This is a genomic window from Streptomyces sp. WG5 (assembly GCF_049974565.1).
GTDB lineage: Bacteria > Actinomycetota > Actinomycetes > Streptomycetales > Streptomycetaceae > Streptomyces.
This window is the reverse complement of record NZ_JBNGGC010000006.1, coordinates 106,721-133,290: the sequence shown is the minus strand read 5'-3', so window position 1 is coordinate 133,290 and position 26,570 is coordinate 106,721. Positions and strand designations below refer to the sequence as shown.

General features: G+C 73.5%; 28 protein-coding genes and 1 pseudogene. 8 read left to right on the top strand and 21 right to left on the bottom strand.

The annotated features are described in order from the left end of the window. The 4 genes from ACP4IX_RS08355 to ACP4IX_RS08340 form a co-directional block, all read right to left on the bottom strand. Positions 1 to 426, bottom strand: coding sequence for an OsmC family protein (locus ACP4IX_RS08355; RefSeq protein ID WP_043377849.1), 426 nt, complete (start codon positions 424 to 426; stop codon positions 1 to 3). A 292-nt stretch (positions 427 to 718) separates the two neighbouring features. After that, entirely contained in the window at positions 719 to 2,131 is a 1,413-nt protein-coding gene (locus ACP4IX_RS08350) for an amino acid permease (RefSeq protein ID WP_426555134.1), read from the bottom strand. Between the two features lie 84 nt (positions 2,132 to 2,215). Beyond that, entirely contained in the window at positions 2,216 to 4,360 is a 2,145-nt protein-coding gene (locus ACP4IX_RS08345; protein WP_426517667.1) for a phage holin family protein, read from the bottom strand. 104 nt (positions 4,361 to 4,464) lie between these two features. Beyond that, positions 4,465 to 4,866 (bottom strand): hypothetical protein, encoded by a 402-nt coding sequence (locus ACP4IX_RS08340; protein WP_426517669.1) that lies wholly within the window; start codon positions 4,864 to 4,866, stop codon positions 4,465 to 4,467. An 82-nt stretch (positions 4,867 to 4,948) separates the two neighbouring features. Here ACP4IX_RS08340 and ACP4IX_RS08335 point away from each other — a divergent pair, with 82 nt between their 5' ends. Next, positions 4,949 to 5,722, top strand: a complete 774-nt coding sequence (locus tag ACP4IX_RS08335; RefSeq protein WP_426555133.1) for an MBL fold metallo-hydrolase — start codon at positions 4,949 to 4,951, stop codon at positions 5,720 to 5,722. Continuing rightward, positions 5,719 to 6,345, top strand: a complete 627-nt coding sequence (locus tag ACP4IX_RS08330) for a DedA family protein (protein ID WP_426555132.1) — start codon at positions 5,719 to 5,721, stop codon at positions 6,343 to 6,345. Before ACP4IX_RS08335 ends, ACP4IX_RS08330 begins: the two co-directional genes overlap by 4 nt. Before the next feature lie 295 nt (positions 6,346 to 6,640). Here ACP4IX_RS08330 and ACP4IX_RS08325 read toward each other — a convergent pair whose 3' ends face one another. From ACP4IX_RS08325 to ACP4IX_RS08290, 8 genes are all read right to left on the bottom strand, one after another. Then, entirely contained in the window at positions 6,641 to 7,714 is a 1,074-nt protein-coding gene (locus ACP4IX_RS08325) for an MBL fold metallo-hydrolase (RefSeq protein WP_426517675.1), read from the bottom strand. Next, positions 7,711 to 9,072, bottom strand: a complete 1,362-nt coding sequence (locus ACP4IX_RS08320; RefSeq protein ID WP_426555131.1) for an aminotransferase class I/II-fold pyridoxal phosphate-dependent enzyme — start codon at positions 9,070 to 9,072, stop codon at positions 7,711 to 7,713. The genes ACP4IX_RS08325 and ACP4IX_RS08320 overlap by 4 nt, the downstream gene beginning before the upstream one ends. Positions 9,073 to 9,211: 139 nt before the next feature. Continuing rightward, complete coding sequence (locus tag ACP4IX_RS08315; protein WP_426555130.1) at positions 9,212 to 10,123, bottom strand: hypothetical protein; 912 nt, start codon at positions 10,121 to 10,123, stop codon at positions 9,212 to 9,214. A 368-nt stretch (positions 10,124 to 10,491) separates the two neighbouring features. After that, complete coding sequence (locus ACP4IX_RS08310) at positions 10,492 to 11,286, bottom strand: RNA polymerase sigma factor SigF (protein WP_426517681.1); 795 nt, start codon at positions 11,284 to 11,286, stop codon at positions 10,492 to 10,494. Between the two features lie 463 nt (positions 11,287 to 11,749). Next, entirely contained in the window at positions 11,750 to 12,166 is a 417-nt protein-coding gene (locus ACP4IX_RS08305; RefSeq protein ID WP_426517683.1) for a VOC family protein, read from the bottom strand. A 5-nt stretch (positions 12,167 to 12,171) separates the two neighbouring features. Next, positions 12,172 to 12,600, bottom strand: a complete 429-nt coding sequence (locus ACP4IX_RS08300; RefSeq protein ID WP_426517685.1) for a helix-turn-helix transcriptional regulator — start codon at positions 12,598 to 12,600, stop codon at positions 12,172 to 12,174. Between the two features lie 62 nt (positions 12,601 to 12,662). After that, a complete protein-coding gene (locus ACP4IX_RS08295; protein ID WP_426517687.1) occupies positions 12,663 to 15,059 on the bottom strand; it encodes an ATP-binding cassette domain-containing protein in 2,397 nt (798 codons plus the stop codon). A 69-nt stretch (positions 15,060 to 15,128) separates the two neighbouring features. After that, complete coding sequence (locus tag ACP4IX_RS08290; RefSeq protein ID WP_426517689.1) at positions 15,129 to 15,278, bottom strand: hypothetical protein; 150 nt, start codon at positions 15,276 to 15,278, stop codon at positions 15,129 to 15,131. A gap of 201 nt (positions 15,279 to 15,479) precedes the next feature. Between ACP4IX_RS08290 and ACP4IX_RS08285 the strand changes: the two genes are divergently transcribed. Together ACP4IX_RS08285 and ACP4IX_RS08280 are read left to right on the top strand one after the other, a co-directional pair. Continuing rightward, complete coding sequence (locus ACP4IX_RS08285; RefSeq protein WP_426517691.1) at positions 15,480 to 15,887, top strand: DUF2795 domain-containing protein; 408 nt, start codon at positions 15,480 to 15,482, stop codon at positions 15,885 to 15,887. Between the two features lie 234 nt (positions 15,888 to 16,121). Then, positions 16,122 to 16,664, top strand: a complete 543-nt coding sequence (locus ACP4IX_RS08280) for a type 1 glutamine amidotransferase domain-containing protein (protein WP_426517693.1) — start codon at positions 16,122 to 16,124, stop codon at positions 16,662 to 16,664. 235 nt (positions 16,665 to 16,899) lie between these two features. On the opposite strand, the gene ACP4IX_RS08275 is transcribed toward ACP4IX_RS08280, so the two are convergent. Next, positions 16,900 to 17,178 carry a DUF6158 family protein gene (locus tag ACP4IX_RS08275; protein WP_426517695.1) on the bottom strand — a complete coding sequence of 93 codons (279 nt, stop codon included), beginning with the start codon at positions 17,176 to 17,178 and terminating at the stop codon, positions 16,900 to 16,902. Positions 17,179 to 17,238: 60 nt separating this feature from the next. Here ACP4IX_RS08275 and ACP4IX_RS08270 point away from each other — a divergent pair, with 60 nt between their 5' ends. Further along, positions 17,239 to 18,360, top strand: a complete 1,122-nt coding sequence (locus tag ACP4IX_RS08270) for a Vms1/Ankzf1 family peptidyl-tRNA hydrolase (RefSeq protein ID WP_426517697.1) — start codon at positions 17,239 to 17,241, stop codon at positions 18,358 to 18,360. Between the two features lie 18 nt (positions 18,361 to 18,378). Here the strand turns inward: ACP4IX_RS08270 and ACP4IX_RS08265 are convergent, their stop codons facing one another. Beyond that, on the bottom strand, positions 18,379 to 19,998 hold the full coding sequence (locus ACP4IX_RS08265; protein WP_426517699.1) for an ABC-F family ATP-binding cassette domain-containing protein: 1,620 nt from the start codon (positions 19,996 to 19,998) through the stop codon (positions 18,379 to 18,381). A gap of 124 nt (positions 19,999 to 20,122) precedes the next feature. On the opposite strand from ACP4IX_RS08265, the gene ACP4IX_RS08260 reads away from it, so the two are divergent. The 3 genes and pseudogenes from ACP4IX_RS08260 to ACP4IX_RS08250 all read left to right on the top strand — a co-directional run bounded on the left by ACP4IX_RS08260 (position 20,123) and on the right by ACP4IX_RS08250 (position 22,763). Then, on the top strand, positions 20,123 to 21,628 hold the full coding sequence (locus tag ACP4IX_RS08260) for a bifunctional phosphatase PAP2/diacylglycerol kinase family protein (protein ID WP_426517701.1): 1,506 nt from the start codon (positions 20,123 to 20,125) through the stop codon (positions 21,626 to 21,628). An 89-nt stretch (positions 21,629 to 21,717) separates the two neighbouring features. Beyond that, positions 21,718 to 22,538: pseudogene (locus tag ACP4IX_RS08255) on the top strand (class I SAM-dependent methyltransferase). A 54-nt stretch (positions 22,539 to 22,592) separates the two neighbouring features. Beyond that, positions 22,593 to 22,763 carry a hydrophobic protein gene (locus ACP4IX_RS08250; RefSeq protein ID WP_426517705.1) on the top strand — a complete coding sequence of 57 codons (171 nt, stop codon included), beginning with the start codon at positions 22,593 to 22,595 and terminating at the stop codon, positions 22,761 to 22,763. A gap of 60 nt (positions 22,764 to 22,823) precedes the next feature. On the opposite strand, the gene ACP4IX_RS08245 is transcribed toward ACP4IX_RS08250, so the two are convergent. Genes ACP4IX_RS08245 through ACP4IX_RS08215 form a run of 7 tightly spaced genes read right to left on the bottom strand, consistent with a single transcriptional unit; the run spans position 22,824 to position 26,566 of the window. Continuing rightward, the gene (locus ACP4IX_RS08245) at positions 22,824 to 23,117 is read right to left on the bottom strand and encodes a gas vesicle protein K (RefSeq protein ID WP_426517707.1); all 294 of its coding nucleotides are present in this window, start codon (positions 23,115 to 23,117) and stop codon (positions 22,824 to 22,826) included. Position 23,118: 1 nt separating this feature from the next. Then, entirely contained in the window at positions 23,119 to 23,301 is a 183-nt protein-coding gene (locus tag ACP4IX_RS08240; protein ID WP_055419334.1) for a gas vesicle protein, read from the bottom strand. After that, the gene (locus ACP4IX_RS08235) at positions 23,298 to 24,092 is read right to left on the bottom strand and encodes a GvpL/GvpF family gas vesicle protein (protein ID WP_426517709.1); all 795 of its coding nucleotides are present in this window, start codon (positions 24,090 to 24,092) and stop codon (positions 23,298 to 23,300) included. Before ACP4IX_RS08235 ends, ACP4IX_RS08240 begins: the two co-directional genes overlap by 4 nt. Beyond that, entirely contained in the window at positions 24,089 to 24,415 is a 327-nt protein-coding gene (locus tag ACP4IX_RS08230) for a gas vesicle protein (protein WP_055419336.1), read from the bottom strand. Before ACP4IX_RS08230 ends, ACP4IX_RS08235 begins: the two co-directional genes overlap by 4 nt. Further along, a complete protein-coding gene (locus ACP4IX_RS08225; protein ID WP_426517712.1) occupies positions 24,412 to 25,578 on the bottom strand; it encodes an SRPBCC family protein in 1,167 nt (388 codons plus the stop codon). Before ACP4IX_RS08225 ends, ACP4IX_RS08230 begins: the two co-directional genes overlap by 4 nt. Further along, positions 25,575 to 26,306 (bottom strand): DNA primase, encoded by a 732-nt coding sequence (locus tag ACP4IX_RS08220; RefSeq protein WP_426517714.1) that lies wholly within the window; start codon positions 26,304 to 26,306, stop codon positions 25,575 to 25,577. Before ACP4IX_RS08220 ends, ACP4IX_RS08225 begins: the two co-directional genes overlap by 4 nt. After that, entirely contained in the window at positions 26,303 to 26,566 is a 264-nt protein-coding gene (locus ACP4IX_RS08215; protein ID WP_426517716.1) for a gas vesicle protein GvpG, read from the bottom strand. The genes ACP4IX_RS08220 and ACP4IX_RS08215 overlap by 4 nt, the downstream gene beginning before the upstream one ends. Positions 26,567 to 26,570: the final 4 nt, after the last annotated feature.

The window sequence follows — 26,570 nt, the reverse complement described above, 5'->3', positions numbered from 1 at the left end:
TTACGCCAGCTTCGCGGTGAGGGTGATGGTCGTGCCGGTCAGGGCCTGGCTGACCGGGCAGTTCTTCTTGGCGTCCTCGGCGGCGGCGACGAACGCGTCGTTGTCGAGACCGGGGACGGTGCCCTCCACGGTGAGGTGGATGCCCTTGATGCCCTCACCCGGCTGGAAGGTGACGTCGGCGGAGGTGGTGAGCTTGGTGGGCGGGGTGCCGGCGCCGGCCAGGCCGTGCGACAGCGCCATGGAGAAGCAGCTGGAGTGGGCGGCGGCGATCAGCTCTTCCGGGCTGGTCTTGCCGTTCGCCTGCTCGGCGCGCGACGGCCACGACACCGGCTGCTCGCCGATGCCGGACGAGTCGAAGGTGACGACACCGTTGCCCTCGAGCAGGTTGCCTTCCCAGACGGTGTGTGCGGAGCGCGTGGTTGCCACGGCGGGTTCCTCTCGAATTCTCTTGCTGTACTGGGGCGGTGGGAGCCCGCGACCGGGTTCCCACCCCCATACGATCACACTCCGGCTCGGCTCACCCGGAAGACCGGTCCCCGGGCGGTGAACGGCAGCCGCGCGCCCCGCGGGATCAGGTAGGCGTGCTCGCGCCGGCCGGTTCGGCGTCGGCGACGAGGGTGACGCCGGCCGCGATGCCGCCGAGGAGCGGGTAGGAGGAGACGAACCAGCTCAGGGCCTGCTGCCACTGTGGGTGCCCCGCCGTCCGGGCGCGGCCGGATTACCGTGCGGCGGTCCCCTCCGCGCGCCGTCTGCGGGCCGCCATCACCGCGTACACCAGCACGCCGGCGAACAGGAACAGCACGCCCTGGTACACCGCCGCGTAACCGGCGCCGGCGACGAGCCAGAGGGAGAAGGCGGCCGCGACCGCCGCGATCACGCCGTCCCGCACGAGCCGCGCCCGGTCGACCTTCTCGCCCTGCCCGGAGACCAGGTGGAAGATCTGCGCCGCGGTGGCCAGCAGATACGGAACGGTCGCGGTGAAGGTGGTGACGAGGACGAGGATCTCGAAGACCTTCGCCGAGCCGGACGTGTAGTTGTAGACGGTGAGGAGGGAGGCCAGGACGACGGTGACGCCGACGCCCACCGTCGGCACGCCGCGCCGTCTGCGGGCGAACGCGGCCGGGAAGAGGCCGTCCTTCGCGGCGGCGTACGGGGTCTGGGCGCTGAGCAGCGTCCAGCCGTTGAGGCAGCCGGTCATCGACACCAGGGCGGCGAGCGCGACCGCCCAGCCGCCCCAGGCGCCGCCGAACATGGCGTTCACGGCGTCGGAGAAAGGCGCGGTGGAGTCCACCAGACGGTCGTGGGCGACCGTGCCGAAGACGGACAGGGTGCCCAGCAGGTAGACGAGGGCGGCGCCCGCGGTGCCGATGACCGTGGCCCGGCCGACCGTGCGGCGGGGGTCCTTGACCTCACCGGCGCTGACGGCGGCGGACTCCACGCCGAGGTAGGAGAAGAGCAGGATCGCGGCGGCGGCGGAGACCGCCCCGATGCCGCTGCCGCCGCTCGCGTTGAACGGGCCGAGGTTGTCCAGGTCGAAGAAGAACAGCCCGCCGACCGCGACGAGCAGCAGCGGTGCGAACTTCAGCACGGTGGAGACGAGCTGCACGGCGCCGACGTAGCGGGTGCCCGCGAAGTTGGCGAGCGCCGGCAGCCACTGGATGACGAGCGCGGCCAGGCAGGCGGTCCAGCGGTGGTCGTTCACCGGGATCAGGACATCGAAGTAGCCGACGGCGGCGACGGCGAGCGCCGCGTTGGACACCCAGGTGGTGATCCAGTACGCCCAGGCGGCGAGGAAGCCGGCGAAGTCACCGAACGCCTCGCGGGCGTACACGTAGGGGCCGCCGGTGCGCGGGTCCCGGGCGGCGAGGCGGCCGAAGACCAGGGCGAGCGCGATGGCGCCGACGGTCAGGACACCGAAGGCGAGCAGGCTGATGGTGCCGAAGGGGGCGACGGAGGCCGGGAGCAGGAAGATGCCGCCGCCGATGATGTTGCCCATGACCAGGGCGGTGGCGACGGGGAGCCCGAAGCGGCGGGCGTGCCTGCCGTTGCCGGGGGCCGGAGCGGAATCGGGGGCCGCGGGGGGCTCCTGCGGATCCGGAGCCGGTGGGGGGACGGACCCGGTGACGTGCATGGGGTGGGGCGCCTTCCTTGGAACTGGTGCCCGGGATCGCCGGGACGGCGCCCATGGTCGGGCACGGTCCTGCGCGGCTCCAAATCAGGCGCTTTTATCCTGTACGACCCCGTCCGGGACCGGAAAAGGTCCGTTCTCGACAGCCCGGGGCCGGGGATCCTCCAAGGGCACCTGCGGGCCGTTCGACTCGCGCAGCCAGCGGCGCAGGATCCGGTGGACGTGCTCGGCGCCGACGATCTCCGCGCCCTCGGCGACCGGCGCGGACAGGACGACCGGCGACAGCAGGAAAGCGCGGGACTGGGCGCCGCCGAGTCCGCCGTGGGAGCCGATCTGCTCCTCGAAGGCGAGGACCTCGCCGTCGGCCGGGTCGTGGAAGGAGTTGACCATGATGTCGGCGGTGTGCGGGAAGGAGTGCGTGCGGCGCACGGCGTCGGCGGCTCCGGGTCCGAAGGGGACGAGCGGGCCGGGGTCCTCGTCGAGCCGGTCCAGGGGGATCTCCGCGCCGCGCGCGCCGAGCACCACACCGCCGTGCCTCTCGCTGCGGACCAGCAGGAAGCCGATGCCGGGGTGGTTGGCGAGGGTCGGCAGCAGCGCGGGGTGGCGGGCGTCGATCTCCTCCCGGGTCATCCGGTGCGGCACGTCGGGGAAGGAGACCAGGCCCAGGTTGCCGGAGGCCAGCACGATCGGCTCGGAGCGGCGGCCGGTGGGGGTGTCGGCGGGGCGCTGCTGCTCGGCGCCCTCCTCGACGGGCCGGTGCAGGGCGGCCCGTACGGTGTTGCGCGCCTCGGCGCCGCTGCGGGTGCGCTGGGCACGGCGCGGCACGGGCAGTCCGCAGCCGGCCCGCACCAGGTCGCCGAGGGTGAGGCCGTAGCGGGTGCGGAAGGTCTCGCCGGGGCTCTGGCCGTGGTCGGACAGGACGACGATCCGGTATCTGCGGGGGGCGTGCTCGGCGACCTTCTCGATCAGCGCGAGCGCGCGGTCGAGCCGCTGGAGGACCTTCCGGGCGTCCCGGCCGGACGGCCCGGAGTGGTGCGCCACCTCGTCGTACGCCACCAGGTCGGCGTAGACGGCGGTGCGTCCGGCGAGCATGTCGCCCATCACCGCGGCGACGACGACGTCCCGTTCGACGACGGTCGCGAAGGCGCGGACGAAGGGGTAGAGGCCGCCGCGGGAGACTCGGGGGCGGACCTTGCGCACGCGGGCCCGGGTGGACTGGCCGATCTCCCGGCACACCTCGGCGACGAAGGACATGGCGGTGCGGACGGCGTTGGCCGGGTCGGAGAAGTAGGCGAAGTAACCGGACCGGGACCGCGTCTGAGGGCTGCGGCGGCGGGTGGCGATGGAGAGCACGAGTGCCTGTTCGTCGGCGCCGCCGCCGAACAGGTTGCCGCGGCTGGCGCCGTCGAAGGTGAGCAGTCCGCCGTCGCCGGTGCGCTGGACGGCCCGGTGCTGGAGCTCGGCCGCGCTGGTCGGCCGGTTGCAGACGACGACCTCGCCGCTGTCCTTCTCGTACCAGCGGAACGCGGGGACGTCGTGATTGCTGCCGTGCAGTATGCCGAGCTGGCTGGCGCCGGTCTGGCTGGACCAGTCGGTGCGCCACCGGGCGAGCCGGTGGGTCGCCGACGTGCCGTCCCGGCCGAGCCAGCGGGCGACGGTGGGCATGGTGCCGTCGTCGACGGCGTCCAGCAGGACGTCGTGGCCGACGCCGTCCAGTTGCAGGAAGACGGTGCCGGGGTCGGCCGGGCAGGGCGGGCCGGCTCTGCGGCGGCGGTCGGCGAGCCGGTAGAGCCGGCGCCGGTAGGCGTCGTCGTCCCGCACGGCCAGGGCACCGCCGGTGGCCGAGGCGACCGCGGACATGACGGCGGCCACCACGACCGCCGTCTCGGGGGCGACGCCGCCGCGCCCCGCCGGGTTCACGTCGATGGCGAGGAGCAGCAGCCCGCCGTTGAGGAAGAAGACGAGGAGCCCGAGGACGAGCGCCGGCACCAGCAGCAGCAGCCGGACCAGCAGCGGCCACACCAGGGCGGACAGCAGGCCGAAGGCGCCGGCGCCGACCGCGGCGGTCATGGCGATGTCGGTCGCGCTGTCGCCGTCGGGCGACTGGAGCCGGAAGTCCGGCAGGATCCCGGCGAGCACGAGCATGGTGAGGGTGGAGACGGCCCACACCGCGACGCTCCGCCCGACCTGACTGGCGACCCGGCGCCAACGCCCTCCACCCACGCTCCGCACACCTCACGTTCCGGCCCGTCGTCCGCGCGGGCCCTCCCCACCCTGTCACAACGGTCCGGAGCACCCGTTTGTCCCCCCGGGTCCGGTTCACACCCCCGGTCGGGTCAGCGGCCGTCGTACCCCGCCGTCGGCATCGACAGTCTGCGGTGCACGCACGCCTTCATCCGGGCGTCGTAGGACGGTTCCGCGTGGCCGGCCGTCTCGACGCGGACCCCGCGTCGCGCGCACTCCGCGGTGAACTCCTCCACGGACGACAGCGCGCTCTCCAGCACCCGGCGACTGGGCGCGACGAACAGGTCGTGCCCGGGGCGGACACCGTCCCACAGGGCTTCGTGGTCGGGCCGCAGACCACGTACCAGCAGCTCCCTGGCGACGACGTACCCGTGGTCCGCGGCCCAGCGGGCGCACATGGCGTGCTGGCTGCGCGAGTCGACCAGGAAGGGATCGTCGTCCAGCTGCTCCAGCGGCGTCAGACTCGCGATCGCCGTCACCCGCACCGGCCCCATGCTGCCCCCTCACCTCCCGTTTTCGCCGCCGACCCTACCCCTGGACGTAGGCTTCGGGGAGTCGCACGAAGGAGGCAAAGGGGTGCCGGTGGAGCTCACGTGGTGGGGTCACGCCACCTGCACGGTCGAGGACTCGGACATACGTGTGCTCACCGACCCGCTGTTCGTCCGCAGACTCGCCCATCTGCGCCGCAGACGGGGCGCGGTGCCGCCGCCGGACGCCTGGCGCGCGGACGTGGCGCTCGTCTCCCATCTGCACGCCGACCACCTGCACGTGCCGTCGCTCGCGCGGCTCGCGCCGGGCACGCGCCTGCTCGTGCCCCGGGGCGCACGCCGGGCGGTGCCGGGGCTGCGCCGGCTCGGGCACCTGAAGCTGACCGAGGTGGCGCCCGGCGACGAGACCATGGTCGCGGACCTGCGGATACGGGCGGTGCCCGCGCGGCACGACGGGCGGCGGCTGCCGTTCGGACCCCACCGCTCCCCCGCCCTCGGCTATGTCGTCGAGGGCGACGCCCGGACGTATTTCGCCGGGGACACCGGCCTGTTCGACGCCATGGAGAAGGAGGTCGGACCGGTCGACGCGGCCCTGCTGCCGGTGGGCGGCTGGGGGCCGTACCTGGGCGAGGAGCATCTGGACGCGGGGCGTGCGGCACAGGCGCTGGCCCGGTTGGCGCCGCGCACGGCGGTGCCGGTGCACTACGGCACGTACTGGCCGATCGGCATGGACGCCGTGCGCCCCCACGAGTTCCACGCGCCGGGTGACGAGTTCGTGCGCCTGGCGGCGTTGCGCGCGCCGGGGGTGGCGGTGCACCGGCTGGGGCACGGCGAGCGGATCCGGGTGGAGGTCGTGCGGTGAGCTGGCTGGGCGCCGTCACGACGAACATCCCGGCCGACCCGGCGCAGCAGGCGTTCGGTTATCCGTCGCTGTTCCTGCTCGTGCTGATCGGGGCGCTGGTGCCGGTGGTGCCGACGGGCGCGCTGGTCAGTTCGGCGGCCGTGGTGGCGATGCACCAGACGGTGCCGTTCTCCCTCCTGATGGTGTTCGCGACGGCGTCGCTGGCCGCGTTCTGCGGGGACTTGGCGCTGTACTGGCTGGGGCGGCGCGGCGTCGGCTCGAAGAACGGGTCGCGCTGGCTGGAGGCGATCCGGTCCCGGGCGCCCGAGGACCGGCTGGAGCAGGCGCAGCAGAAGCTCGCCGAGCACGATGTCGCGGTGCTCGTCCTGTCCCGGCTGGTGCCGGCCGGCCGCATACCGGTGATGCTGGCCTGTCTACTGGCCAAGTGGCCGCTGCGCCGGTTCGCCCGGGGCAACCTGCCCGCCTGCCTGGCCTGGGCGATGACGTACCAACTGATCGGCATCCTGAGCGGCGCGCTGTTCAGCAAGCCCTGGGAGGGCGTGGCCGCGGCGATCGCACTGACCGTCGTGGTCGGCGGGGCGCCGAGCGTGTGGCGGCGGTGGCGAGGGCCGGCGAACGCGTAGGCGTGGGGCGTGGGGCGTGGGGCGCGACGAGCTGGGTCAGGGGTCGGCTCCGGTCGGCTCACGCCGCTCGGCGGGGAATTTCCGGGCAATCCGGGCGGAACGGCGTGCCAGGTGTGCCAAGTGTGCCAGGTGTGCCAGGTGTCCACGCGCGAACGCCCGCCCCTGCGAACCGCCCGAGCGCCCGAGCCGTGCGCGACCGCGCGGTCGGACGCGTCGGCCGCCGTGTCGCGGCCCGCGTCGGCGCTCCTGCCCGGCGAGCGACGGCGCCCGCCCGGACGGGCGGCCCTGGAGTCGGTCACTCCAGCACGCGGGAACCGCCGATCGGGAGGTCCCACAGGTGCTCCCGGGGCAGGCCCGCCCGCTGCCAGGCGGCGCGTACGCGGGTGAGCGGTTCCAGTACGGGTTCCGCGGAGAGCACGAACGTGCCCCAGTGCATCGGTGCCATCCGGCGGGCCCCGACGTCCTGGGCGGCCCGCACCGCCTCCTCCGGGTCGCAGTGCACGTCGCTCAGCCACCAGCGGGGATCGTAGGCGCCGATGGGGAGCAGGGCGAGGTCGATCCCGGGGTAGCGGCGGCCGATGCGGGTGAACCAGTGGCCGTACCCGGTGTCACCGGCGAAGTACACGCGCCGGCCGCCGGGGTCGGTGAGGACCCAGCCGCCCCACAGCGTGCGGCAGGTGTCGGTGAGGGTGCGCTTGGACCAGTGGTGGGCCGGTACGAAGTCGAAACGGACGCCGTCCAGCTCGGCCGCCTCCCACCAGTCCAGCTCGGTGACGCGGGTGAAGCGGCGGCGGTGGAACCAGCGGCCGAGCCCGGCCGGCGCGAGGACGGGGGTGTCGCGCGGCAGCCGGCGCAGGGTGGGGGCGTCCAGGTGGTCGTAGTGGTTGTGGCTGACGACGACCGCGTCGACGCACGGCAGGGCGCTCCAGGGAACGCCCACGGGCGTGACACGGGCCGGGGTACCGAGGATGCGGCGGGACCACACCGGGTCGGTGAGCACGGTGAGCCCGCCGATGCGCACCACCCAGCTGGCGTGCCCCGCCCAGGTGACGGCGACGGTGCGGGCGTCCACGCGGGGCAGCGGGCCGGGGGCGTAGGGCAGCCGGGGGATGTCCGCGAGCCCCTCGGGGCCGGGTCTCACCGCGCCCTCGCGGGCGAATCTGGCGAAGGCCTTCAGGCCGGGCAGCGGCGCGGTGAGCCGGTCGTGGAAGGTCCGCGGCCACACCCGGTGTTCGGACATCGGCCGGGGAGCGGCGAGCGGCGGGTACGAGGAGGCCGGGGAGGACGTGGCCGGTGGCGCTTCGGTGTCCCTGGCGGACGTGGCCGTGGACGTGGACGTACGCGTGGTCGACCGGGGCTGCTGCGTCATCGAGGAGACTCCCATCGCTGAGCGTCGCGGAGATCGTCGAAGACCGACGTGAGGCCGGCCAGCGCGCGGTGCACGTGCGGCAGTTCCAACGGGTCGGGGGACGTGAGGCATTCCGCGCGCCGCTCGTCGGTGCCGCCGAGCAGGGGGCCGGTGGCGAGCCGGACGCGCAGCGCCGGGAGGTCGTCGCCGAAGCGGTGGCCGCCGGGGGCGGGCATGCCCAGCCGGGCGGTGAGGAAGTCCTCCAGTTCCTGGGCGTCGCCGACGCCCTGGGCACCGAGCGCGTCGCGCAGCGGGCCGAGATCGGCGTACAGGTGGCGGCCGGCCTGCGGTGGCCGGGCGGTGGCCCCCGCCGCGACGACGGCGGAGTGCACGGCGGCGGCCACGCGCGCGTGCAGGCCCACGGCGGCCGACCGGCGGGCGGTGACCGGCTCGGGTTCGGCGAGCGCGTACCCGGCCGCGGCCGCGACGGGCGCGGCGACGCGGGCGCCGAGCGCGGTGAGTACGTCGAGTACGCGCGCGTGCAGGCCGTCTCCGGCGGCGGACGCCGGGAAGCGGGCGACGGCGGCCGGCCAGCCCGGCGGCAGCAGCGCTCCGGCCAGGTCGGTGACGACGGTGACCCGTTCGGGCAGCATCTCGGCGGGGCTGAGCAGCACGGTGGCGTGCGGATCGTGCACGGTGTCGCGCCAGGTCTCGTCGCTGACCAGGTGCAGTCCCTCGTCGGCGGCTGCCTCGACGGCCTCGTGCAGCAGTTCGGGCGGTGCGACGGTGCCCGTGGGGTCGTCGGCGACGGACAGGACGAGCAGTCGTGGGTCGCCGCCCTCCGCACGGACCCGGCGGACGGTTTCCAGGAGGGCGTACGGGTCGGGGACGCCGCCGGACTCGGCCGGGGTCGGCACGTGGAAGACGGGTCTGCCCAGCAGCCGCGCGTAGGGCGCCCACCAGGTGGCGCAGGGGCGGGGTGCCAGGACGTCGCCGCCGAGCGCGGCGGTCAGCGCGAGCAGCAGGGCATTGGCGCCGGGCGCGGCGGCCACGTGGCCGGGCTCGGTGGGCAGGCCGCGCCGGTCCCAGTAGTCGCAGGCGGCGTCCAGGAGTGCGGGGGCGCCGCCGGCCGGTTCGTCCCGGCCACGGCCCGCGGCGGCGGCGAGTACGGCGGACAGCTCGGGCAGCACGGGCAGTCCGTCGTCGGGGAGGTGCGGACCGAAGCGGACGGGGCCGTGCCCCACCGGGTCATGCCCGACGGCACGGCCTCCACGGTCGTGGCTTTCACGGTCGTGGCTTTCACGGTCGTGGCCTTCACGGTCGTGGCCTTCACGGTCGTGGCCTGCGAAGGCGTGGCCTTCACGGTCCGTCCGCCGCATGCGTGCCTCCGCGCAGTCCGTGGTGCCGTGTCCTGTCGCGCCCGGCCGGGTGCTCCTTCGTTGCTCCCAGTACCCCCGTGGCGGCCTGCCATTGCTGTGGCCCCGGTGAGCGGAGGCACGCGGTCCACCGGCCTGCGGGTCAGCGGTGCTCGGCGTCTCCGCGCAGGCGGAGCCGCAGCCGGTGCGCGGCCGCGCCGAACGCGCCCGCGATCAGGGCGCCGCCGGCGACCAGTGCGGGCACCGAGTCGGTGAAGGCGCCGCCGCCGCCGGCCCGCACCCCGTGCTCCACGGCCGCGCCGCCGCAGGGCTTCCCCCGCGCGGAGGTCTCACCGTGCGGAGCTGCGGGTTCGGGGCACGGCGGCTCGGTGGCGCAGGGCGTGCCGTGCGCGGAGGGCCCGCCCGGTGCGGCGGACTCGCCGTGCGCGGAGGACTCGCCGTGCGCGGAAGACTCGCCGTGCGCGGAAGACTCGCCGTGCGGGGCCGGTTCGGGACACGCCGGTTCGGTGGCGCAGGACGTGCCGTGCGCGGAGGGCCCGCCCGGTGCGGCGGGCTCGGGGCACGGGGACGCGGCGGCGCCGGCCCCGTGCTCCCCGGGCACGGTCATCGTCGCGCTCCACGGATCACCCTCGCCGCCGGACGCCTCCGGACAGGCGCCGTCGACGGTCCACGCCTCCTCGGAGCCCGCGGCGTCCGGGTCGGCCTCGGCGTCCTCGGCGTCCTCGGCGTCCTCGGCGGCGACTGTGCGGGCGGTGCCCCGGTAGGCGGGCCCTGACGTCGTCCCGTCGTCGCCCTCCACCTTGCGCAGCTCGACGGTGCCCTCCTCGAAGGCCGGCGAGGTGGCGTCGAGGGTCGCGGGCGCGGTCCCGCCGGTCGGGGCGCAGGAGACGGAGACGCCCGGTACCACGTCGGCCGGGCTGACCTCGGCAGTGGGTCGACCGGCGCCCGCCGACGGCGGGGGGACGCCGGGGTCGGCCGAGACGGGGGCTGCGCTGACGCCGAGGGCGGCACTGGCCAGGACGGCGGTGGACAGGGCGCGGGCGGTGCGGCGCATGGGGCGGGCTCCTTCGAGCGACGGCTGCGGGGCACGGCACTCGCGCCCCCTCGGCCATCACAGCCCGCCCGGTACGCGGGCGCGCGCCACCGTGCGCCGTTCGCGGGAACGGGTCGCCCGGGCGGGTGAGGCCCTGGTTTCGGCACACCCGCCAAGGGTCGGGCGCCACGGGTCGGACGCCGGCCGGAACGACCGCCGGACCAGCCTCGCCGAATCGGCCTTCTCCGGACCCGGCCCGCCGGCCGGCCCCGCCAAGTGGGCCCCGCGCCTGCCCCAGCCCGGCGGGCCGGCCGGCGGGCTCGACCCGGCGGGCTCGACCCGCCGGACCGAGCCCGCCGCCGCTGCGGCCCCGTTCCGGCCCCGCCGGCTCAGGCCGCCTGGTCCCGCAGCACCTGTTCCCGCACCCGGTTGCAGCACCGGCTGATCAGACGGGAGACGTGCATCTGGGAGATGCCGAGCTGTTCGGCGATGCGGCTCTGGGTCATGTCGTCGAAGAAACGCATGTAGAGGATGGCGCGTTCCCGCTCGGGCAGGGCGGCGAGGCGGTCTTTGACCGCCTCGCGGTCGACGACGGTGTCGAGGGCCGGGTCCAGGTCGCCGAGGGCGTCGCCGAGTGAGTAGCCGTCCTCGCTGCCGGGGAGCTCCGCGTCCAGGGACAGTGCCGTGAAACTCTCCAGGGCCTCCAGGCCCACCCGGACGTCCTCCTCGCTCAGGTCGGCGTGCTCGGCGATCTCCGCGACGGTGGGGTTGCGGCCGGAGATGGTCTGGGACAGGTCCTGGCCGGCGAAGCGCACGCGGTTGCGCAGGTCCTGGACCCGGCGCGGCACGTGCAGGGTCCACATGTGGTCGCGGAAGTGGCGCTTGATCTCGCCGGTGATCGTCGGCACGGCGTAGCTCTCGAAGGCGTTGCCGCGCTCGGGGTCGTACCGGTCGACGGCCTTGACCAGGCCGAGGGCCGCGACCTGGCGCAGGTCCTCGTAGCTCTCGCCGCGACTGCGGAACCGTCCGGCGAGCCGTTCGGCCATGGGGAGCCAGGCCTCGACGATCCGGTCGCGAACCGCGTCGCGTTCCGGGCCGTCGGGAAGGGTGGTGAGTCGGCGGAAGGCGTCGGCGGTGTCGGGGGCGTCGTCGTGCGGGTGCTTCACGCTGGCGTGGATCGGCATGGTGCGTCGCAACTCCCTCGGAGCGCGGGACCCCGTCGTCGCGCCGGGGCGATGGCCCGGCCGGCGCGGCCGGCGCCGGAGTGCGTGCGGCCTCCGGCGCGCCGGGCGGCGTCACCGGTGCGACGACACGGCCCTTGGGTTCGGGCGGTCACCATGGGAGGGCGTCCGGCCCGGACGGACGCATCCGTGACGGCGTCGCGCCGCTCCCACGGACGTGCCTCCTGTCCGAAGCACTGACCTTGCGCCTGCCCCCTGGACCACACGGCAAACACCCGAAGATGTGCCGCGCGGGCCAGGGGTCCAAGGGGAAGGTGCGGAAGTCGCCGCCGGGTCGGGAACGGGGACGGTCGCGCTCCTCGCGCGTGCGCGCGAGCCCCGTCCCCCGGGGCCGGTGACGCGCGCGCCCGGCACCGACGGTTTCCGCCGGTCTCGGGTCAGGGCCTCACCGCGGCGGCCCGCGAGGTCACCGCTTGCGCGGCTGGTTGAAGCGCAGCATGTTGCCGGCCGGGTCGCGGAAGGCGCAGTCGCGGACTCCGTAGGGCTGGTCGACCGGCTCCTGGAGGACCTCGGCGCCCGCGGCCCGGATGCGTTCGAAGGTGGCGTCGACGTCGTCGGTGGTGAAGATGACGCCGCGCAGCAGGCCCTTCGCCAGCAGTTCGGCCATGGCCTCCTTGTCGGCGGCCGAGGCGTTCGGGTCCGCGAGCGGGGGTTCGAGGACGATGTCCACGCCGGGCTGGGCCGGGGAGCCGACGGTCACCCAGCGCATGCCCTCGAACCCGACGTCGTTGCGCACCTCCAGTCCGAGCACGTCCCGGTAGAAGGCGAGCGCCTTGTCGTGGTCGTCGACGGCGATGAAGCACTGTGAGAGGTTGATGTCCATGCGCTTCACGCTACGGGCGGGGTCGCGGGCCTCGCTTCTCCGTTCCTGACCGGTCGCGTGTAGACCTTGGCGACGCATGCCGGGATGTCGGCGCCGTCGGCGTGGTCGCGGGCCCGGTAGGCGCTCGGGCTCTCGCCGACCAGTTCGGTGAACCGCGTGCTGAACGACCCCAGTGAGGTACAGCCGACCGCGAAGCAGACCTCCGTGACGGACAGGTCGCCGCGCCGCAGCAGGGCCTTGGCCCGCTCGATCCGGCGCGTCATCAGGTAGCTGTACGGCGTCTCCCCGTAGGCGGCGCGGAAGCTGCGGGAGAAGTGGCCCGCCGACATGAGGGCGACGCGCGCCAGCGCCGGAACGTCGAGCGGTTCGGCGTAGGCGCGGTCCATCAGGTCGCGGGCCCGGCGCAGCCGGGCCAGGTCCTCCAGCGTCGTCACCCCACCACGATCCCACAGCGCCGGCCCGACCCGGTACCGGCGCCGCGGGGGCTCGTGCGCGGTCAGGCTCCGACGTACGCGGCGAGGTGTTCGCCGGTGAGGGTGGAGCGGCCGGCGACGAGGTCGGCGGGGGTGCCCTCGAAGACGATCCGGCCGCCGTCGTGGCCGGCGCCGGGGCCGAGGTCGATGATCCAGTCGGCGTGCGCCATGACCGCCTGGTGGTGCTCGATGACGATGACCGACTTGCCGGAGTCGACGAGCCGGTCGAGGAGGCCGAGCAGTTGCTCGACGTCGGCGAGGTGCAGGCCGGTGGTGGGCTCGTCGAGTACGTAGACGCCGCCCTTGTCGCCCATGTGGGTGGCCAGCTTGAGCCGCTGGCGCTCGCCGCCGGACAGCGTGGTGAGCGGCTGGCCGAGGGTGAGGTAGCCGAGCCCGACGTCGGCGAGCCGGTCGAGGATCTTGTGCGCGGCCGGGGTACGGGCCTCGCCGGCGCCGAAGAACTCCTCCGCCTGCGCCACCGACATGGCGAGGACCTCGCTGATGTCCCGGCCGCCGAGGCGGTAGTCGAGGACCGAGGCCTGGAACCGCTTCCCCTCGCAGTCCTCGCAGGGCGTCGCGACGCCCGCCATCATCGCCAGGTCGGTGTAGATGACACCGGCGCCGTTGCAGGTGGGGCAGGCACCCTCGGAGTTGGCGCTGAAGAGGGCGGGCTTGACGCCGTTGGCCTTGGCGAAGGCCTTGCGGATCGGGTCGAGCAGTCCGGTGTACGTCGCCGGGTTGCTCCGCCGGGAGCCCTTGATGGGGCTCTGGTCGACCGATACCACGTCGGCGCCCGCCCCGGCCGGCACCGAGCCGTGGATCAGCGAGCTCTTGCCGGAGCCGGCCACGCCGGTGACCACGCAGAGCACGCCGAGCGGGACGTCGACGTCGACGCCCTGGAGGTTGTGCGTCGTGGCGTCGCGGATCTCCAGGACGCCGGTGGGCTCGCGGACCGTCTCCTTGAGCGACGCCCGGTCGTCGAGGTGGCGGCCGGTGACGGTGCCGCCGGCCCGGAGCCCCTCGACGGTGCCCTCGAAGCAGACGGTGCCGCCCGCCGTGCCGGCGCCGGGTCCGAGGTCGACGACGTGGTCGGCGATCGCGATCGTCTCCGGCTTGTGCTCGACGACGAGCACGGTGTTGCCCTTGTCCCGCAGCCGCAGCAGCAGGTCGTTCATGCGCTGGATGTCGTGGGGGTGCAGGCCGACGGTGGGCTCGTCGAAGACATACGTGGTGTCGGTGAGCGAGGAGCCGAGATGGCGGATCATCTTGACGCGCTGCGCCTCACCGCCCGACAGCGTGCCCGCCGGACGGTCGAGGGAGAGGTAGCCGAGGCCGATCTCCACGAACGAGTCGAGGGTGTCCCGCAGCGCCGTGAGCAGCGGCGCCACCGACGGGTCGTCGAGAGTGCGGACCCACTCGGCCAGGTCGCGGATCTCCATCGCGCAGGCGTCGGCGATGCTGATCTTCCCGATCCGCGACGACCGGGCGCCCTCGCTGAGCCTGGTGCCGTCGCACTCGGGGCAGGTGGTGAAGGTGACCGCCCGCTCCACGAACGCCCGGATGTGCGGCTGCATCGCCTCCTTGTCCTTGGACAGGAACGACTTCTGGATCTTCGGGATCAGTCCTTCGTAGGTGAGGTTGACGCCGCTGACCTTCACCTTGACCGGCTCGCCGTAGAGGAAGTCCCGCAGCTCCTTCTCCGTGTACTCGCGGATCGGCTTGTCCGGGTCCACGAAGCCGGACTGGGCGTAGACCTGCACGGTCCACTGGCTGTCCGACTTCCAGCCGGGGATGGTGAACGCGCCCTCGGACAGCGACTTGGAGTCGTCGTAGAGCTGTGAGAGGTCGATGTCGGAGACCTTGCCCCGGCCCTCGCAGCGGTTGCACATGCCGCCGGTGCGCTCGTAGGTCGCCTTCACCGCCTTCTTGTTGCCGCGCTCGACGGTGATCGCGCCGCTCGCCCGGACGGAGGCGGTGTTGAAGGAGTACGCGCTGGGCGGGCCGATGTGCGGGTCCCCGAGCCGGCTGAAGAGGATGCGCAGCATCGCGTTGGCGTCGGTGGCGGTGCCGACCGTGGAGCGGGGGTCGGCGCCCATCCGCTGCTGGTCCACGATGATCGCGGTGGTCAGGCCGTCGAGGACGTCGACCTCGGGGCGGGCGAGCGTCGGCATGAAGCCCTGGACGAAGGCGCTGTAGGTCTCGTTGATCAGCCGCTGCGACTCGGCGGCGATCGTGTTGAACACCAGCGAGCTCTTGCCCGAACCGGAGACGCCGGTGAACACCGTCAGCCGGCGCTTGGGGATCTCGATGCTGACGTCCTTGAGGTTGTTCTCGCGGGCACCGTGCACACGGATCAGATCATGACTGTCGGCGACGTGTGGCACGGCCGGCTTCTGGTCCGTTTCCCTGGCGCTGCTCATCGTTTCTCCATCCATCGGGCGGGTCAGCAGGGACACGCTAGACGGAGCGCCACGGGCCTCGCTTCTCGATTACTGATCTGCCGGTTCGGCCTCGGCCGCGTCGGGCCCGTCGTCGGACGGCGGCGCGGTGCCCGGCAGCACCAGCTCCTCGTAGCGGCCCAGGGCCAGCACCACGCCGAGCATGAGGACCGGGATGAACACAGCGAGCAGCACCGCCATGATCCGTCCTTCCCGACAAGGGGTGGGCGTGGGGGGTGGTGGCGCGGGCCGGGTTCCCCGTGCCCGCCGGGCAAACCCGCGGTGCACGCGGGCACACGCAGCGTGCCGGGGTGAATCGGATCGGGCCCGTCCGGATGTTTCCGTGTCGGCCCGCGGTGCCCGGGTACGCGGTCGGCACCCCCGAAGGATGTGGAGGGAGACATGCAGCGAGGCAGTGACCGGATGAGCGTCCACCGTGACGACGAGATGAAGCACGAACTGCAGGGTCTGCTCAGGTCCGGGCACCCCACCCGCAGCGAGGAGTGGAACGACCCGGAACCGGCCGCGGAGGACGACCCGGAGGTCACCTACGGACCGGTGACGCCGGGCCGCGGGCCGACGTATCTGGAGGCGCTCCGGCTCGAACTGGCCCGGAACCTGACCCGGCATACCTTCCCCGCGAACCCGCGGGAACTGACCCGCGCGCTGCGCCGCGGCAACGCGCCCGACGCCCTCGTCGAGGGTCTGGAACGGCTGCCGCACAAGGCGCGCTACGACAACGTCCAGGAACTGGCGGTGGCCCTGACCGAGCACGGCGGGTCCGGACCGGCCGGGGCGCGGAACACATAGGCGCCGGAAAGGGCGGTCGACCTGGCCGAAGCCCGGGATCCCGCCTCGGCTCCCGCGGACATCAGCCGCGCGGAACCGGACGCCGGACCCGACGCCGGGGACGAACCCGACGCCCGGCCCCGACGACCCGGACAGCGAGCAGGACGGGCGGCCACGGCACACACGACCGGACGATCCACACACGCGCGCGGGGCGGCGACGCCGGCCGGCGCGCCAGGAAAGGAATCCGACCACATGCGCATCGCATTTCTGACCGCGCCCGAGGGCGTGGAGCAGGTCGAACTGACCGAGCCGTGGCGAGCGGCGAAGGAGGCGGGCCACGAACCCGTGCTCGTCTCCACGCAGTCAGGCGAGATCCAGGGCTTCGACCACCTCGACAAGGCGGACACGTTCCCGGTGGACGAGGTGGTGGGCGACACGTCGGCCGACTCGTTCGGCGGGCTGGTCCTGCCCGGCGGCGTGGCCAACCCGGACTTCCTGCGAATGGACGAGAAGGCCGTGGCGTTCGTCAAGGAGTTCTTCGAGCAGGGCCGGCCGGTGGCCGCCATCTGCCACGCCCCGTGGACGCTCATCGAGGCGGACGTCGTACGCGGCCGGGTCATGACCTCGTGGCCCAGCTTGCGGACCGATCTCCGCAACGCGGGCGCCACCTGGGTCGACGAGCAGGTGAAGGTCTGCGACCACGGCGACAACGTCCTGGTCACCAGCCGCAAGCCGGACGACCTGGAGGCGTTCTGCGAGACCTTCCTCGCCGAGTTCGGCAAGGCGGACGGCTGAGGAGGCGGACGGACGTCCGGAGGCCGGAGCGAGAGCCTCACGCCGGACCCGGCCCACCGGTGCGCCCCGATCGCGCCGGCGGGCCGGGTCTCGCGCTGCTTACTGGGCCCGTAGGGCCACCGAGCCCCAGCCCCAGGGGTTGAGGGCTGCTGAGGGCTGCTGAGGGCCGAGTCTCGCGCCCGCCCGAGGCCTGCCGGGCGGGCGGTACGGCCCCGGGCGGCGGTGCGGCCGGTACTCAGCCGCCGGGGGTGGTGGCCTCCCCGCAGCCCCGTTCCCGGGCGCCCTCGCGGGTGCGGCCCGCGGCGACCGGGCGCCGGGGGTTGCGGCGCAGCCACTCGCCCTCCAGCTGGGCCATGCGGTCGTTGTGGGACCGCAGCGCGTCGTTCGACCCGTACAGCAGGGTGTCGTGACGGGTGCGGTGGATGGTCTCCAGCTCCTTCATGAGCTGTTGGTCGTCCAGGCGGCCCGGGTCCACTCCGGTCATGGTGTCGTCCCGCGTGTCGTGTTCGTTCATGCGGTCCGGGTACCCGCCCCGGAAGCACTACCACCCCCGAGCGGCACCCGGGAGGGAGCCATGGATCTCGCGTTTCTGCACCCCCTCTACGAACATCAGGGGCCCTGGGCCTCCGTATACGTCGACCTCTCCCGGAACACGGAGGACACCGCCCACGAACGTGAGCTGACGGCCGCAGCGGTGGCCCGGGAGCTCGCGGAGCAGGGCGCGGACGACGCGACCTGCCGGGCCGTGAAGGAGGCGGTGGAGGGGCTGCGCCACGCCACCGACCCGCACGGGCGGGCCCTGTTCGCGTGTGCCGGGCGGGTGGTCCTCGATCCGCCGCTGGCCCGCCCCCCGTACGGCGGGACCACCGCCGACTGGGCGCCGCTGCCGCACGTCGCACCGCTGCTGGAGCTGGCCGGTGAGGACCCGGTGTGCGTGGTGGCGTACATCGACCGCAAGGGCGCCGACTTCGAACTGCGCAGCGCGCTGGGCAGCTCGGACGCGGGCGGCGTGACCGGGCGGCAGTGGCCGGTGCACCGCACCAGCAGCGTCGACTGGTCGGAGCGCCACTTCCAGCTGCGGGTGGAGAACACCTGGGAGCACAACGCGGCGGAGATCGCGGACGCGCTCGCCGTGTGCCAGGAGGAGACGGGCGCCGACCTGCTGATCCTGGTGGGGGACGACCGGGAGCGGCGGTCCGTGCACGAGCGGCTGCCGGCGCGCCTGCAGCACCGGGTCGCCGAGGCCTCGCGCGGTGCCGGCAGCAGGCTGCTGGACGACGAGGTGGAGCGGCTGCGCGACGACCACGTACGCTCGCGCGCCCAGGACGAGCTGGGCCGGTTCCTGGCCGCCCGCACGCCGGACGGCGAGGGCCGGGCCGGCGCCGCGGAGGGGGTGCCCGCGCTGGTCGAGGCCGCCCGGGAGCACCGCATCGACGAGCTGCTGATCATCCCGGACGGCCCCGACACCCACCGCGAGGTGTGGATCGGCGAGGACGCCGACCAGCTGGCGGTGCGCCGTACGGAGCTGAAGACGCTCGGCGAGCAGAACTCCTGGTCGGCCCGCGCGGACGACGCCCTGCTGCGCTCGGCGGTGATGACCGGCGCCCCGGCGATCTCCGTGACGGCGGCCCTGCCGTCCGAGGCCGCGGACAAGGCACCGGTGGGCGGCCTGGGGGCGCTGCTGCGCTGGAAGTGATCTCCGTGACCGCCCGCGTCAGCGGGCCCGCTCCACCCGCCGTTCGTCCCAGACCGGCTCCGGCGTCTCGCGGACGCGCCCGTCGCTGCCGAAGACGAGGTACCGGTCGAAGGATCGGGCGAACCAGCGGTCGTGGGTGACCGCGAGGACCGTGCCCTCGAAGCCCTCCAGGCCTTCCTGGAGGGCTTCGGCCGATTCCAGGTCGAGGTTGTCGGTCGGCTCGTCGAGCAGCAGGGCGGTGACGCCCTGGAGTTCCAGCAGGAGGATCTGGAAGCGGGCCTGCTGGCCGCCGGAGAGCCGGTCGAAGGTCTGCTCGGCCTGCTGGGTCAGCTCGTAGCGGCGCAGCCTCGACATGGCGGCGCCCCGGTCCTGGGCGTGCTCGGTCCACAGGATGTCCAGGAGCTTTTGGCCCAGCAGTTCGGGGTGGGCGTGGGTCTGTGCGAAGTGCCCGGGGACCACGCGCGCGCCGAGCTTCCAGTTCCCGGTGTGGGCCACGTCGCCGCCGGCGAGCAGCCGCAGGAAGTGCGACTTGCCGGAGCCGTTGGAGCCGAGGACGGCGACGCGTTCGCCGTAGAAGACCTCCAGGTCGAAGGGTTTCATCAGGCCGGTGAGTTCCAGCTGTTCGCAGGTGACGGCGCGGACGCCGGTACGGCCGCCCTTCAGGCGCATCCGGATGTCCTGCTCGCGCGGCGGCTCGGGCGGCGGTCCGGCCTCCTCGAACTTGCGCAGCCGGGTCTGGGCGGCGGCGTAACGGGAGGCCATGTCGTGACTGATCGCGGCGGCCTGACGCAGTGTCAGTACCAGTTTCTTCAGCTGCGCGTGCTTCTCGTCCCAGCGGCGGCGCAGTTCCTCGAAGCGGGCGAAGCGCTCGCGCCGGGCGTCGTGGAAGGTGGCGAAGCCGCCGCCGTGCACCCAGGCGTCGGCGCCCGCGGGGCCGGGTTCCAGGGAGACGATCTTCTCGGCGGCGCGGGCCAGCAGTTCACGGTCGTGGGAGACGAAGAGCACCGTCTTGCGGGTCTCCTTCAGCCGCTCCTCCAGCCAGCGCTTGCCGGGCACGTCGAGGTAGTTGTCCGGCTCGTCGAGCAGCAGCACCTCGTCGGTGCCGCGCAGCAGCGCCTCCAGCACCAGCCGCTTCTGCTCACCGCCGGACAGCGTGCTCACCTGCCGCCACTGGGCCTTGTCGTACGGCACCCCGAGCGCGGCCGTGGTGCAGATGTCCCACAGGGTCTCGGCCTCGTACCCCTGCGCCTCGGCCCAGTCGGCGAGCGCCTGCGCGTAGCGCATCTGGGCGGCCTCGTCGTCGACGGTCAGGATCCCGTGCTCGGCGGCGTCGACGGCGCGCGCGGCCTCGCGGATGCGGGGCGACGCCACGGACACCAGCAGGTCGCGGACGGTCGTCTCGTCCCGGACGGAGCCCACGAACTGGCGCATCACTCCGAGGCCGCCGCCGACGGCGACGGTCCCGCCGTGCGGTTTGAGCTCCCCGGACAGCAGGCGCAGCAGGGTGGTCTTGCCCGCCCCGTTGGGTCCGACGAGGGCCACGACGGCCCCCTCCCCCACCCGGAAGGAGACGTCGCCGAGCAGCGCCCTCCCGTCGGGGAGGTAGTACTCCAGGTGCGCTGCTTCGAGATGTCCCATGGGGCCGGATTCTCCGGCTCCGGGCACGTCCCGGGCAAACCCATTTCCGCCGCCGCGGCCCGGGGCGGCGGTACGTGGGGCGCGCCACCCGCAGGAAACGCCGTCCGCAGGGTAGGCGGGAGCCATGAGCCCCGACGTAGACCTCACCGCCCCGACGCCCGGTCCGCATCCGGTCCGCAACCGCCTGCTGCGGCTGGACCAGCGCCTGTTCGAGGCCGTCGCCGCCCGTACCTGGCCCGGCGCCGACCCCCTGCTGCCCCGCCTGAGCCGCAGCGCCAACCACGGTGTGCTGTGGTTCGCGGCGGGCGCCGCGCTGGCCGCGACCCGCACCCCGAGGGCCCGTCGCGCCGCCGCCCGGGGCCTCGCCTCGCTGAGCCTGGCCTCGCTGGCGATCAACACGCTCGGCAAGCGCTCGGTCCGCCGCCCCCGTCCCGTGCTGGACCCGGTGCCCCTGGTGCGGCAACTGAAGCGGCAGCCGATCACGACGTCCTTCCCGTCCGGCCACGCCGCGTCGGCCGCCGCGTTCGCGACCGGTGTCGCGCTGGAGTCCCCGGCGTGGGGCGCGGCGGTCGCCCCGGTGGCCGCCGCGGTCGTCCTCTCCCGCGTCTACACCGGCGTCCACTTCCCGAGTGACGTGCTGGCGGGTGCGGCCCTCGGGGCGGGGGCCGCGTTCGCCGTACGGGGCATGGTCCCGACGCGCGCCCAGCTCACCCCGCCGGCCCGGCCGCGTGCCGACGTGCCGGCGCTGCCCGGCGGTGACGGTCTCGTGATGGTGGCCAACATCGGTTCGGGCACCTCGGACCGGGTGCGGGCGCTGTGCGACGCGCTGCCCGACGCGGAGGTGGTGGAGTGCGAACCGGGCGACATCCGCGCGGAGTTGGAGAAGGCGGCGGACCACGCCCGGGTGCTCGGCGTGTGCGGCGGCGACGGCACCGTGAACGCCGCCGCCGAGGTCGCCCTGCGCCACGGGCTGCCGCTGGCCGTGCTGCCCGGCGGCACGCTCAACCATTTCGCCTACGACCTCGGGGTGGAGGACGTACGGGATCTGTGCCAGGCGCTGGAGCGAGGGGAGGGGGTACGCGTGGACGTCGGCCGGTTCGCCTCCGGCGGGCGGCACGGCATCTTCCTGAACACCTTCAGCCTCGGGGTGTACCCGGAGCTGGTCAACGAGCGGGAGCACTGGTCGCCCCGGATCGGCGGCTGGCCGGCCGGGGTGCTCGCGGCCGTACGGGTGCTGCGCGCCGACCGGCACCCGTTGGAGGCGGAGGTACGGGGCCGCCGGCGCCCGCTGTGGATGCTGTTCGCCGGCAACGGCACGTACCACCGTCGGGGCCTCGCCTCCGGCCGCCGCCTCGACCTGGCGGACGGGCAGCTGGACGTGCGGGTGGTGCACGGCGGTCGCCGGCCGGCCCTGCGGCTGCTGTCCGCGGCGCTCGCGGGCCCGCTGACCCGCTCCCCCGCGCACGCGGCGGTGCAGGTGCACCGGCTGCGCCTGAACGGGGTCGCGCCGGGGACGCTGATGGCGTACGACGGCGAACTGACCGAGACGGAGGGCGATCTGGCGCTGGAGAAGCTGCCGGAGGCGCTCACGGTCTACCGTCCGCTGCCCGGTGCCGGACTGCTCTCCTGAGGACACGTCAGTCCGTATGCTGGCCCATGAGTCTCATCATTCGGCCGGTGCGCGTACGGTGACCGCATCGTCGGTAGAGGGGACCCACCATGCCGGAACCGCGGGAGACCGCCGTTTACACGCACGGGCACCACGAGTCCGTGCTCCGCTCGCACACCTGGCGCACCGCCGCCAACTCGGCCGCCTACCTGCTCGGCTCGCTCGGGCCCCGCATGCGGATCCTGGACATCGGCTGCGGTCCGGGCACCATCACCGCGGACCTGGCGGAACTGGTCCCGGAGGGACACGTCACCGGCGTGGACCTGGCGCCGGAGATCGTCGAGCGGGCCCGGGCCACGGCGGCCGGACGCGGGCTCGCCAACACCGCCTCGCGGTGGCGGACGTGCACGCGCTGGACTACCCGGACGACACGTTCTGCGTCGTCCACGCCCACCAGGTGCTCCAGCACGTGGGTGACCCGGTGCGGGCCCTGCGCGAGATGAGGCGGGTCGCGAGGCCCGACGGGATCATCGCCGTCCGTGACTCGGACTACGGCGCCATGACCTGGTACCCCGCGTCCCCGGGCATGGACGACTGGCTGGACCTGTACCGCCGGGTGGCCCGCGCCAACGGCGGCGAGCCGGACGCCGGACGCCGGCTGAAGGCCTGGGCGCTCGAGGCGGGGTTCACGGACATCACAGCGACCTCCGCCACCTGGACCTTCGCCACACCGCAGGAGCGCGAGTGGTGGAGCGGCCTGTGGGCGGAGCGCACCGTGGCGTCGGCGTACGCCGGGGCGGCCACCGAGGGCGGCCATGCGACCGCCGAGCAACTGCGGGCCGTCTCGGCGGCCTGGCGGGAGTGGGGTGAGCGGCCGGAGGGCTGGTTCAGCGTCCTGCACGGGGAGATTCTGTGCCGAAAGGAAGCCTGACCCACGTCTGATCGGTGGATTACGGGAAACCAGTACGACAGGAGGTTCGACATTATGGTTCCGCTTCTGCTCGTACTGCTTCTCGCGATTGTTCTTTTCGGCGCGGGATTCGCCGTGAAGATTCTCTGGTGGATTGCCTTGGCAGTCCTGGTCCTGTGGCTGCTGGGTTTCCTGGCCCGCGGGACGACGGCCGGCGGCGGCAGGGGCCGCTGGTACAGGTGGTGAGCCGCAGACGGTGAACCACGGAGGGTGAACCACAGCGATGAGGCTGCTGCCCCGGGAGGCTCACTCCCGGGGCAGCAGCGGTCCCAGCGGCCCGAGGTCCAGGTTCAGGTCCTCGGGCCGCAGACCGTATCGGTCGCGGAGCTCGGTCATGCGGTCGTCGAGAAGCATCAGGGTGAGCCCGATCCGCTCCTCCTGCTCCTCGCTCAGGTCGCCCTCGTCCACACGGCGCAGCGCCTGGCGTTCCATGAGCTGGCGCAGCAGCTCGACGACCGTCAGCACCAGCTTGATCAGGTCGCGCTCGACCGTGTCCGGCTCGAGGTCGAGGCGCTTGCGGGGCTCGGTGTGTTCACTCACGTCAATCCCCGAACGGCGACGGAACGTCGCGGTTGACCGAGCTGATCAGCGCGTTCAGGTCGATGCGGACCAGATCGACGTCCGCGATGCGCAGCGTGACGTCGCCGGTGATGACGACTCCGCCGGCGAGGAGCCGGTCGAGCAGGTCGACGAGGGCGATCTCACGGCGTTCGACGACGGTCATGATTCCCCTCCCGTCCCTGCCTCGCCGGAGGTCGCTTCCCCGGCGAATGAATACGCCGCCCACGGCCCGGTGAGTTCCACACGAATTCCGGGGGCCTCGTCCTTTGTCCGGTCCACCATTTCCACGAATTCCTCGGAGACGTCGCGCCGCACCAAATAGGCCGCGTTGAGTACGTTCCGTCCGGCGGCGCCGGAGAGCCCGGGGTTCTGCGGCGCGTGCAGCCGCGCGTCGTCGGCCCGGGCCGTCAGCGTTTCGTGCAGGCGCGTCGCGAACTCCTCGGCCCTGGCCCACAGGGCGTCGTCCGCCCGTGTCCGCATGCGCCGCTGCCGCAGGTAGTCCCGGCCCGAGGCGGGCCTGGAGGCGGGCTCCGCCGCGGTGGCGGTCTGTTCGGGCTCCGCCTCGACGTACACCTTGACGCCCCATTCCACGCGTCCGTCCAGCCGGTCGAGCGTGCGCCGGAAGGCGTCCTCCCGCTCCTCCATCATCACGCGTACGCCGCTGTCGTCCCGGAAGACGGTGGCCAGCCGGAGCGGCAGCGGGGTGGTGACGGCGGTGAGCGCGTCGATGACCTGCTGGTGGGCGCGGGCGGTCCCGGCCAGCCAGTCCAGGTCCTCCAGGTGGGCGCGCAGCGCCTCCTCGCAGAAGTCGGCCTCCGGCACATGGCTGACCACGGCGACCAGGTCGCGGTGGGCCAGCAGCCGGGGCGGGTCGCCCGCCACCCCTGTCAGCTGGGCCTGCAGGGCCGCGCCGAAGGGGCGGCAGACGGCGTAGACGTACCGCAGTCCGGTCACGGTGCCTCCCTCGGTACGCGGCCCGGGTCGAGCTCGCGCAGACGTTCACGCAACTCGGCGTTCTCCCGGGTCAGTTCGTCGCGCCGAGCGCGGGAGGAGAGAGCGGGGTCGCTCTCCCACCAGTCGATGCCCATTTCCTTGGCCTTGTCGACGGAGGCGACGACGAGCCGCAGCTTGATGGTGAGCAGCTCTATGTCGAGCAGGTTGATCCGGATGTCGCCCGCGATCACGACTCCCTTGTCGAGCACCCGCTCCAGGATGTCGGCGAGGTTGGCGCTCTGTCCCTGGCCATAGGGATCGGGCAGCCGGCTGGGTGTGGTCATCGACGGCTCCCGCGATCGGCTTCCTCTTGGTCGTCGTCCTCGTGATCGTCGTACGCGTCACGGGACGCGTACTCGTCCTCGTCCTCGTACTCGTCCTCGCCGGCTTCCTTGTCGTCCTCGTACTCGTCCTCGGGCCCGGGCTCCGCCTCTTCCTCGTACTCGCCTCCGTACTCGTCCTCGCCCTCGGGCTCGGGCTCGGGCTCCGCCTCTGCGTCGTACTCGCCCCCGGGTTCCTCCTCGTAGCCGGCCCCCTCCTCCGCCTCGGGCGGCTCCTCGCCCTCCTGCTCCCGCGCGAGGGCGTCCTCGTGGCTGCGGACGACCTCTCCGTCGCGGATCTCGCCGCGCCAGCCGTCGTCCGCCTCGCCCTTGAGGGTGATGTGGCGGACGTAGTTCTTCAGGTCGAGGCGGGCCCGGCGGCCCTGGGCGCGCCAGATGTTGCCGGTCTTCTCGAACAGCCCCTTGGGGTAGTACTCGATGACCAGGATCACGCGGGTGAGGTTGTCGGCCAGCCGGTGGAAGCTGACGACGCCCTTGGTCGTGCCCTTGGCGCCCTCCGACGTCCAGGAGATCCGGTCGTCCGGCACCTGCTCGGTGGTCTTCGCCTTCCAGCTGCGGTTGGACCAGAAAACCTTCAGCTGCCAGTCGGACGACGTGTCGTCGGCGCGGTTCGCGCTTTTGACGCCCTTGGCGAAGGTGCTGAAGTCCTGGTACTGGGTCCACTGGTCGTAGGCCGTGCGCAGCGGTACGCCGACGTCGACGTACTCGATGATGACGGTCGGCTTCTGGCCGCCGCCGCCCTTCTTCCTGCCCTTGCCGCCGCCGAGGTTCTTGACGGCACCGACCACGTTGTCCTTCACCTTGCCGGCGCCGACCTCGAACGCGGCCCGCACCGGGCTCTTGCCCTCGGCGAGCTTGCGTCCGCCGTCGAGGGCCAGCTTGGCGAAACCGGGGCTCTTGCCCTCGGCGATGTCGTTCAGCTTGCCGGTGGTCTCGCCCAGCTTGGTGCCGACACCGGTCAGCAGCCGTGTGACCTGGGCGGCGAGGTAGTCCTGGACCTCCGCCTTGAGGCGCTCGGCCGCCTCGCTCTGCGCCACGTCGGCGATCGGGTTCATCTTCGCGGCCCCGCCCGCCGTGGAGGCCGCGGAACCGAGGGTGTCGGTCATCGCTCACCACCGCCCTTCGACTGCCGGGCCCCGGCACCGCGGGCCGCGCTCCCGGCCCCGGCCGTCGCCTTCTTGCCGGCTGCCTTCTTGCCGGCTGCCTTCTCGCCGACTGCCTTCCTGGCCGGCTGCGCCCGTTTCGCCACGGCCTTCTTCGCGGGCGCGGGTGCCTTCCTGGCCGCCTTGCGCGCCTCGGGCGGTGCCTTCTTCGCGGTCCGCTCGCGCGACTCGCGTCGCTCCGGCCGCGGCTCGTCACGCTCTCCCGCGGCCTCCTCCCGCTCCCGCCCGGGCCGCCGCTCCGCCCGCTCGGTGCGCCCGTGGCGCTCGTCGCCGTACTCCGCGTACTCCCCGGCGTCCTCCGAGTCCTCGGGGTCGCGGGAGTCGTCGGATCCGGCGGCCGGCACCTGGGACGTCCCACCGGAGAGCCGGTCGCGCACCTGGGCGGTACGTCCGTGCAGGCGGTCGGCGAGCGCGTCGATCTGCCGCTCGACCATGGCGCCCGACGCCGCCTTGCCCACGCCCCGCAGGTCCGTGCGCAGCTGGTCCCCGATCTCCTTGAACTGGGGGTTGTCCTGCAACCGCGTGGAGACCAGTTCCGCGATGCCCTTCGGGGTCAGGTTCAGCTTCTTGCCGGCCACCATGGTGCCCACGGCGACCGCGAGTTTCAGCTTCTTCGTACGTCCCAGCAGATAGCCGGCCCCTACCGCGAGGCCCAGTCCCGCTCGATTCATGGTGCCGTCCCGTTGCCCAATCCCGCGCTCGTGCGCGTAGCGATCTCCAGCCGGTCCAGAAGCCCGTCCTCCTGTCGGTCGAACTCCTCCTCGGTGATCTCGCCGGCCTCCAACTGCTCCTCCAGACGGGCCAGCTCGGCCCGGACCGTGGCGGGGTCGTAGTAGATCCGCTCCGCCTCGTTCATCACCTGCCTGATGGCCCATGCGCTGCCGCGCACCGGGGCGAACGGCAGCAGCAGGACCTCCGAGATCAGTCCCATGTCC

Bases quoted from the DNA above. Each gene is read 5' to 3' on its own strand.
- ACP4IX_RS08290 (WP_426517689.1), bottom strand. From the start codon at position 15,278: ATGGCGGTGCTGCTCGCTGTGTTCATCCCGGTCCTCATGCTCGGCGTG.
- ACP4IX_RS08275 (WP_426517695.1), bottom strand. From the start codon at position 17,178: ATGAACGAACACGACACGCGGGACGACACCATGACCGGAGTGGACCCG.
- ACP4IX_RS08295 (WP_426517687.1), bottom strand. From the start codon at position 15,059: ATGAGCAGCGCCAGGGAAACGGACCAGAAGCCGGCCGTGCCACACGTC.
- ACP4IX_RS08340 (WP_426517669.1), bottom strand. From the start codon at position 4,866: ATGGGGCCGGTGCGGGTGACGGCGATCGCGAGTCTGACGCCGCTGGAG.
- ACP4IX_RS08310 (WP_426517681.1), bottom strand. From the start codon at position 11,286: ATGCCGATCCACGCCAGCGTGAAGCACCCGCACGACGACGCCCCCGAC.
- ACP4IX_RS08250 (WP_426517705.1), top strand. From the start codon at position 22,593: ATGGTTCCGCTTCTGCTCGTACTGCTTCTCGCGATTGTTCTTTTCGGC.
- ACP4IX_RS08265 (WP_426517699.1), bottom strand. From the start codon at position 19,998: ATGGGACATCTCGAAGCAGCGCACCTGGAGTACTACCTCCCCGACGGG.
- ACP4IX_RS08220 (WP_426517714.1), bottom strand. From the start codon at position 26,306: ATGAATCGAGCGGGACTGGGCCTCGCGGTAGGGGCCGGCTATCTGCTG.
- ACP4IX_RS08270 (WP_426517697.1), top strand. From the start codon at position 17,239: ATGGATCTCGCGTTTCTGCACCCCCTCTACGAACATCAGGGGCCCTGG.
- ACP4IX_RS08305 (WP_426517683.1), bottom strand. From the start codon at position 12,166: ATGGACATCAACCTCTCACAGTGCTTCATCGCCGTCGACGACCACGAC.
- ACP4IX_RS08240 (WP_055419334.1), bottom strand. From the start codon at position 23,301: ATGACCGTCGTCGAACGCCGTGAGATCGCCCTCGTCGACCTGCTCGAC.
- ACP4IX_RS08260 (WP_426517701.1), top strand. From the start codon at position 20,123: ATGAGCCCCGACGTAGACCTCACCGCCCCGACGCCCGGTCCGCATCCG.
- ACP4IX_RS08280 (WP_426517693.1), top strand. From the start codon at position 16,122: ATGCGCATCGCATTTCTGACCGCGCCCGAGGGCGTGGAGCAGGTCGAA.
- ACP4IX_RS08225 (WP_426517712.1), bottom strand. From the start codon at position 25,578: ATGACCGACACCCTCGGTTCCGCGGCCTCCACGGCGGGCGGGGCCGCG.
- ACP4IX_RS08325 (WP_426517675.1), bottom strand. From the start codon at position 7,714: ATGACGCAGCAGCCCCGGTCGACCACGCGTACGTCCACGTCCACGGCC.
- ACP4IX_RS08320 (WP_426555131.1), bottom strand. From the start codon at position 9,072: ATGCGGCGGACGGACCGTGAAGGCCACGCCTTCGCAGGCCACGACCGT.
- ACP4IX_RS08350 (WP_426555134.1), bottom strand. From the start codon at position 2,131: ATGCACGTCACCGGGTCCGTCCCCCCACCGGCTCCGGATCCGCAGGAG.
- ACP4IX_RS08315 (WP_426555130.1), bottom strand. From the start codon at position 10,123: ATGCGCCGCACCGCCCGCGCCCTGTCCACCGCCGTCCTGGCCAGTGCC.
- ACP4IX_RS08285 (WP_426517691.1), top strand. From the start codon at position 15,480: ATGCAGCGAGGCAGTGACCGGATGAGCGTCCACCGTGACGACGAGATG.
- ACP4IX_RS08215 (WP_426517716.1), bottom strand. From the start codon at position 26,566: ATGGGACTGATCTCGGAGGTCCTGCTGCTGCCGTTCGCCCCGGTGCGC.
- ACP4IX_RS08230 (WP_055419336.1), bottom strand. From the start codon at position 24,415: ATGACCACACCCAGCCGGCTGCCCGATCCCTATGGCCAGGGACAGAGC.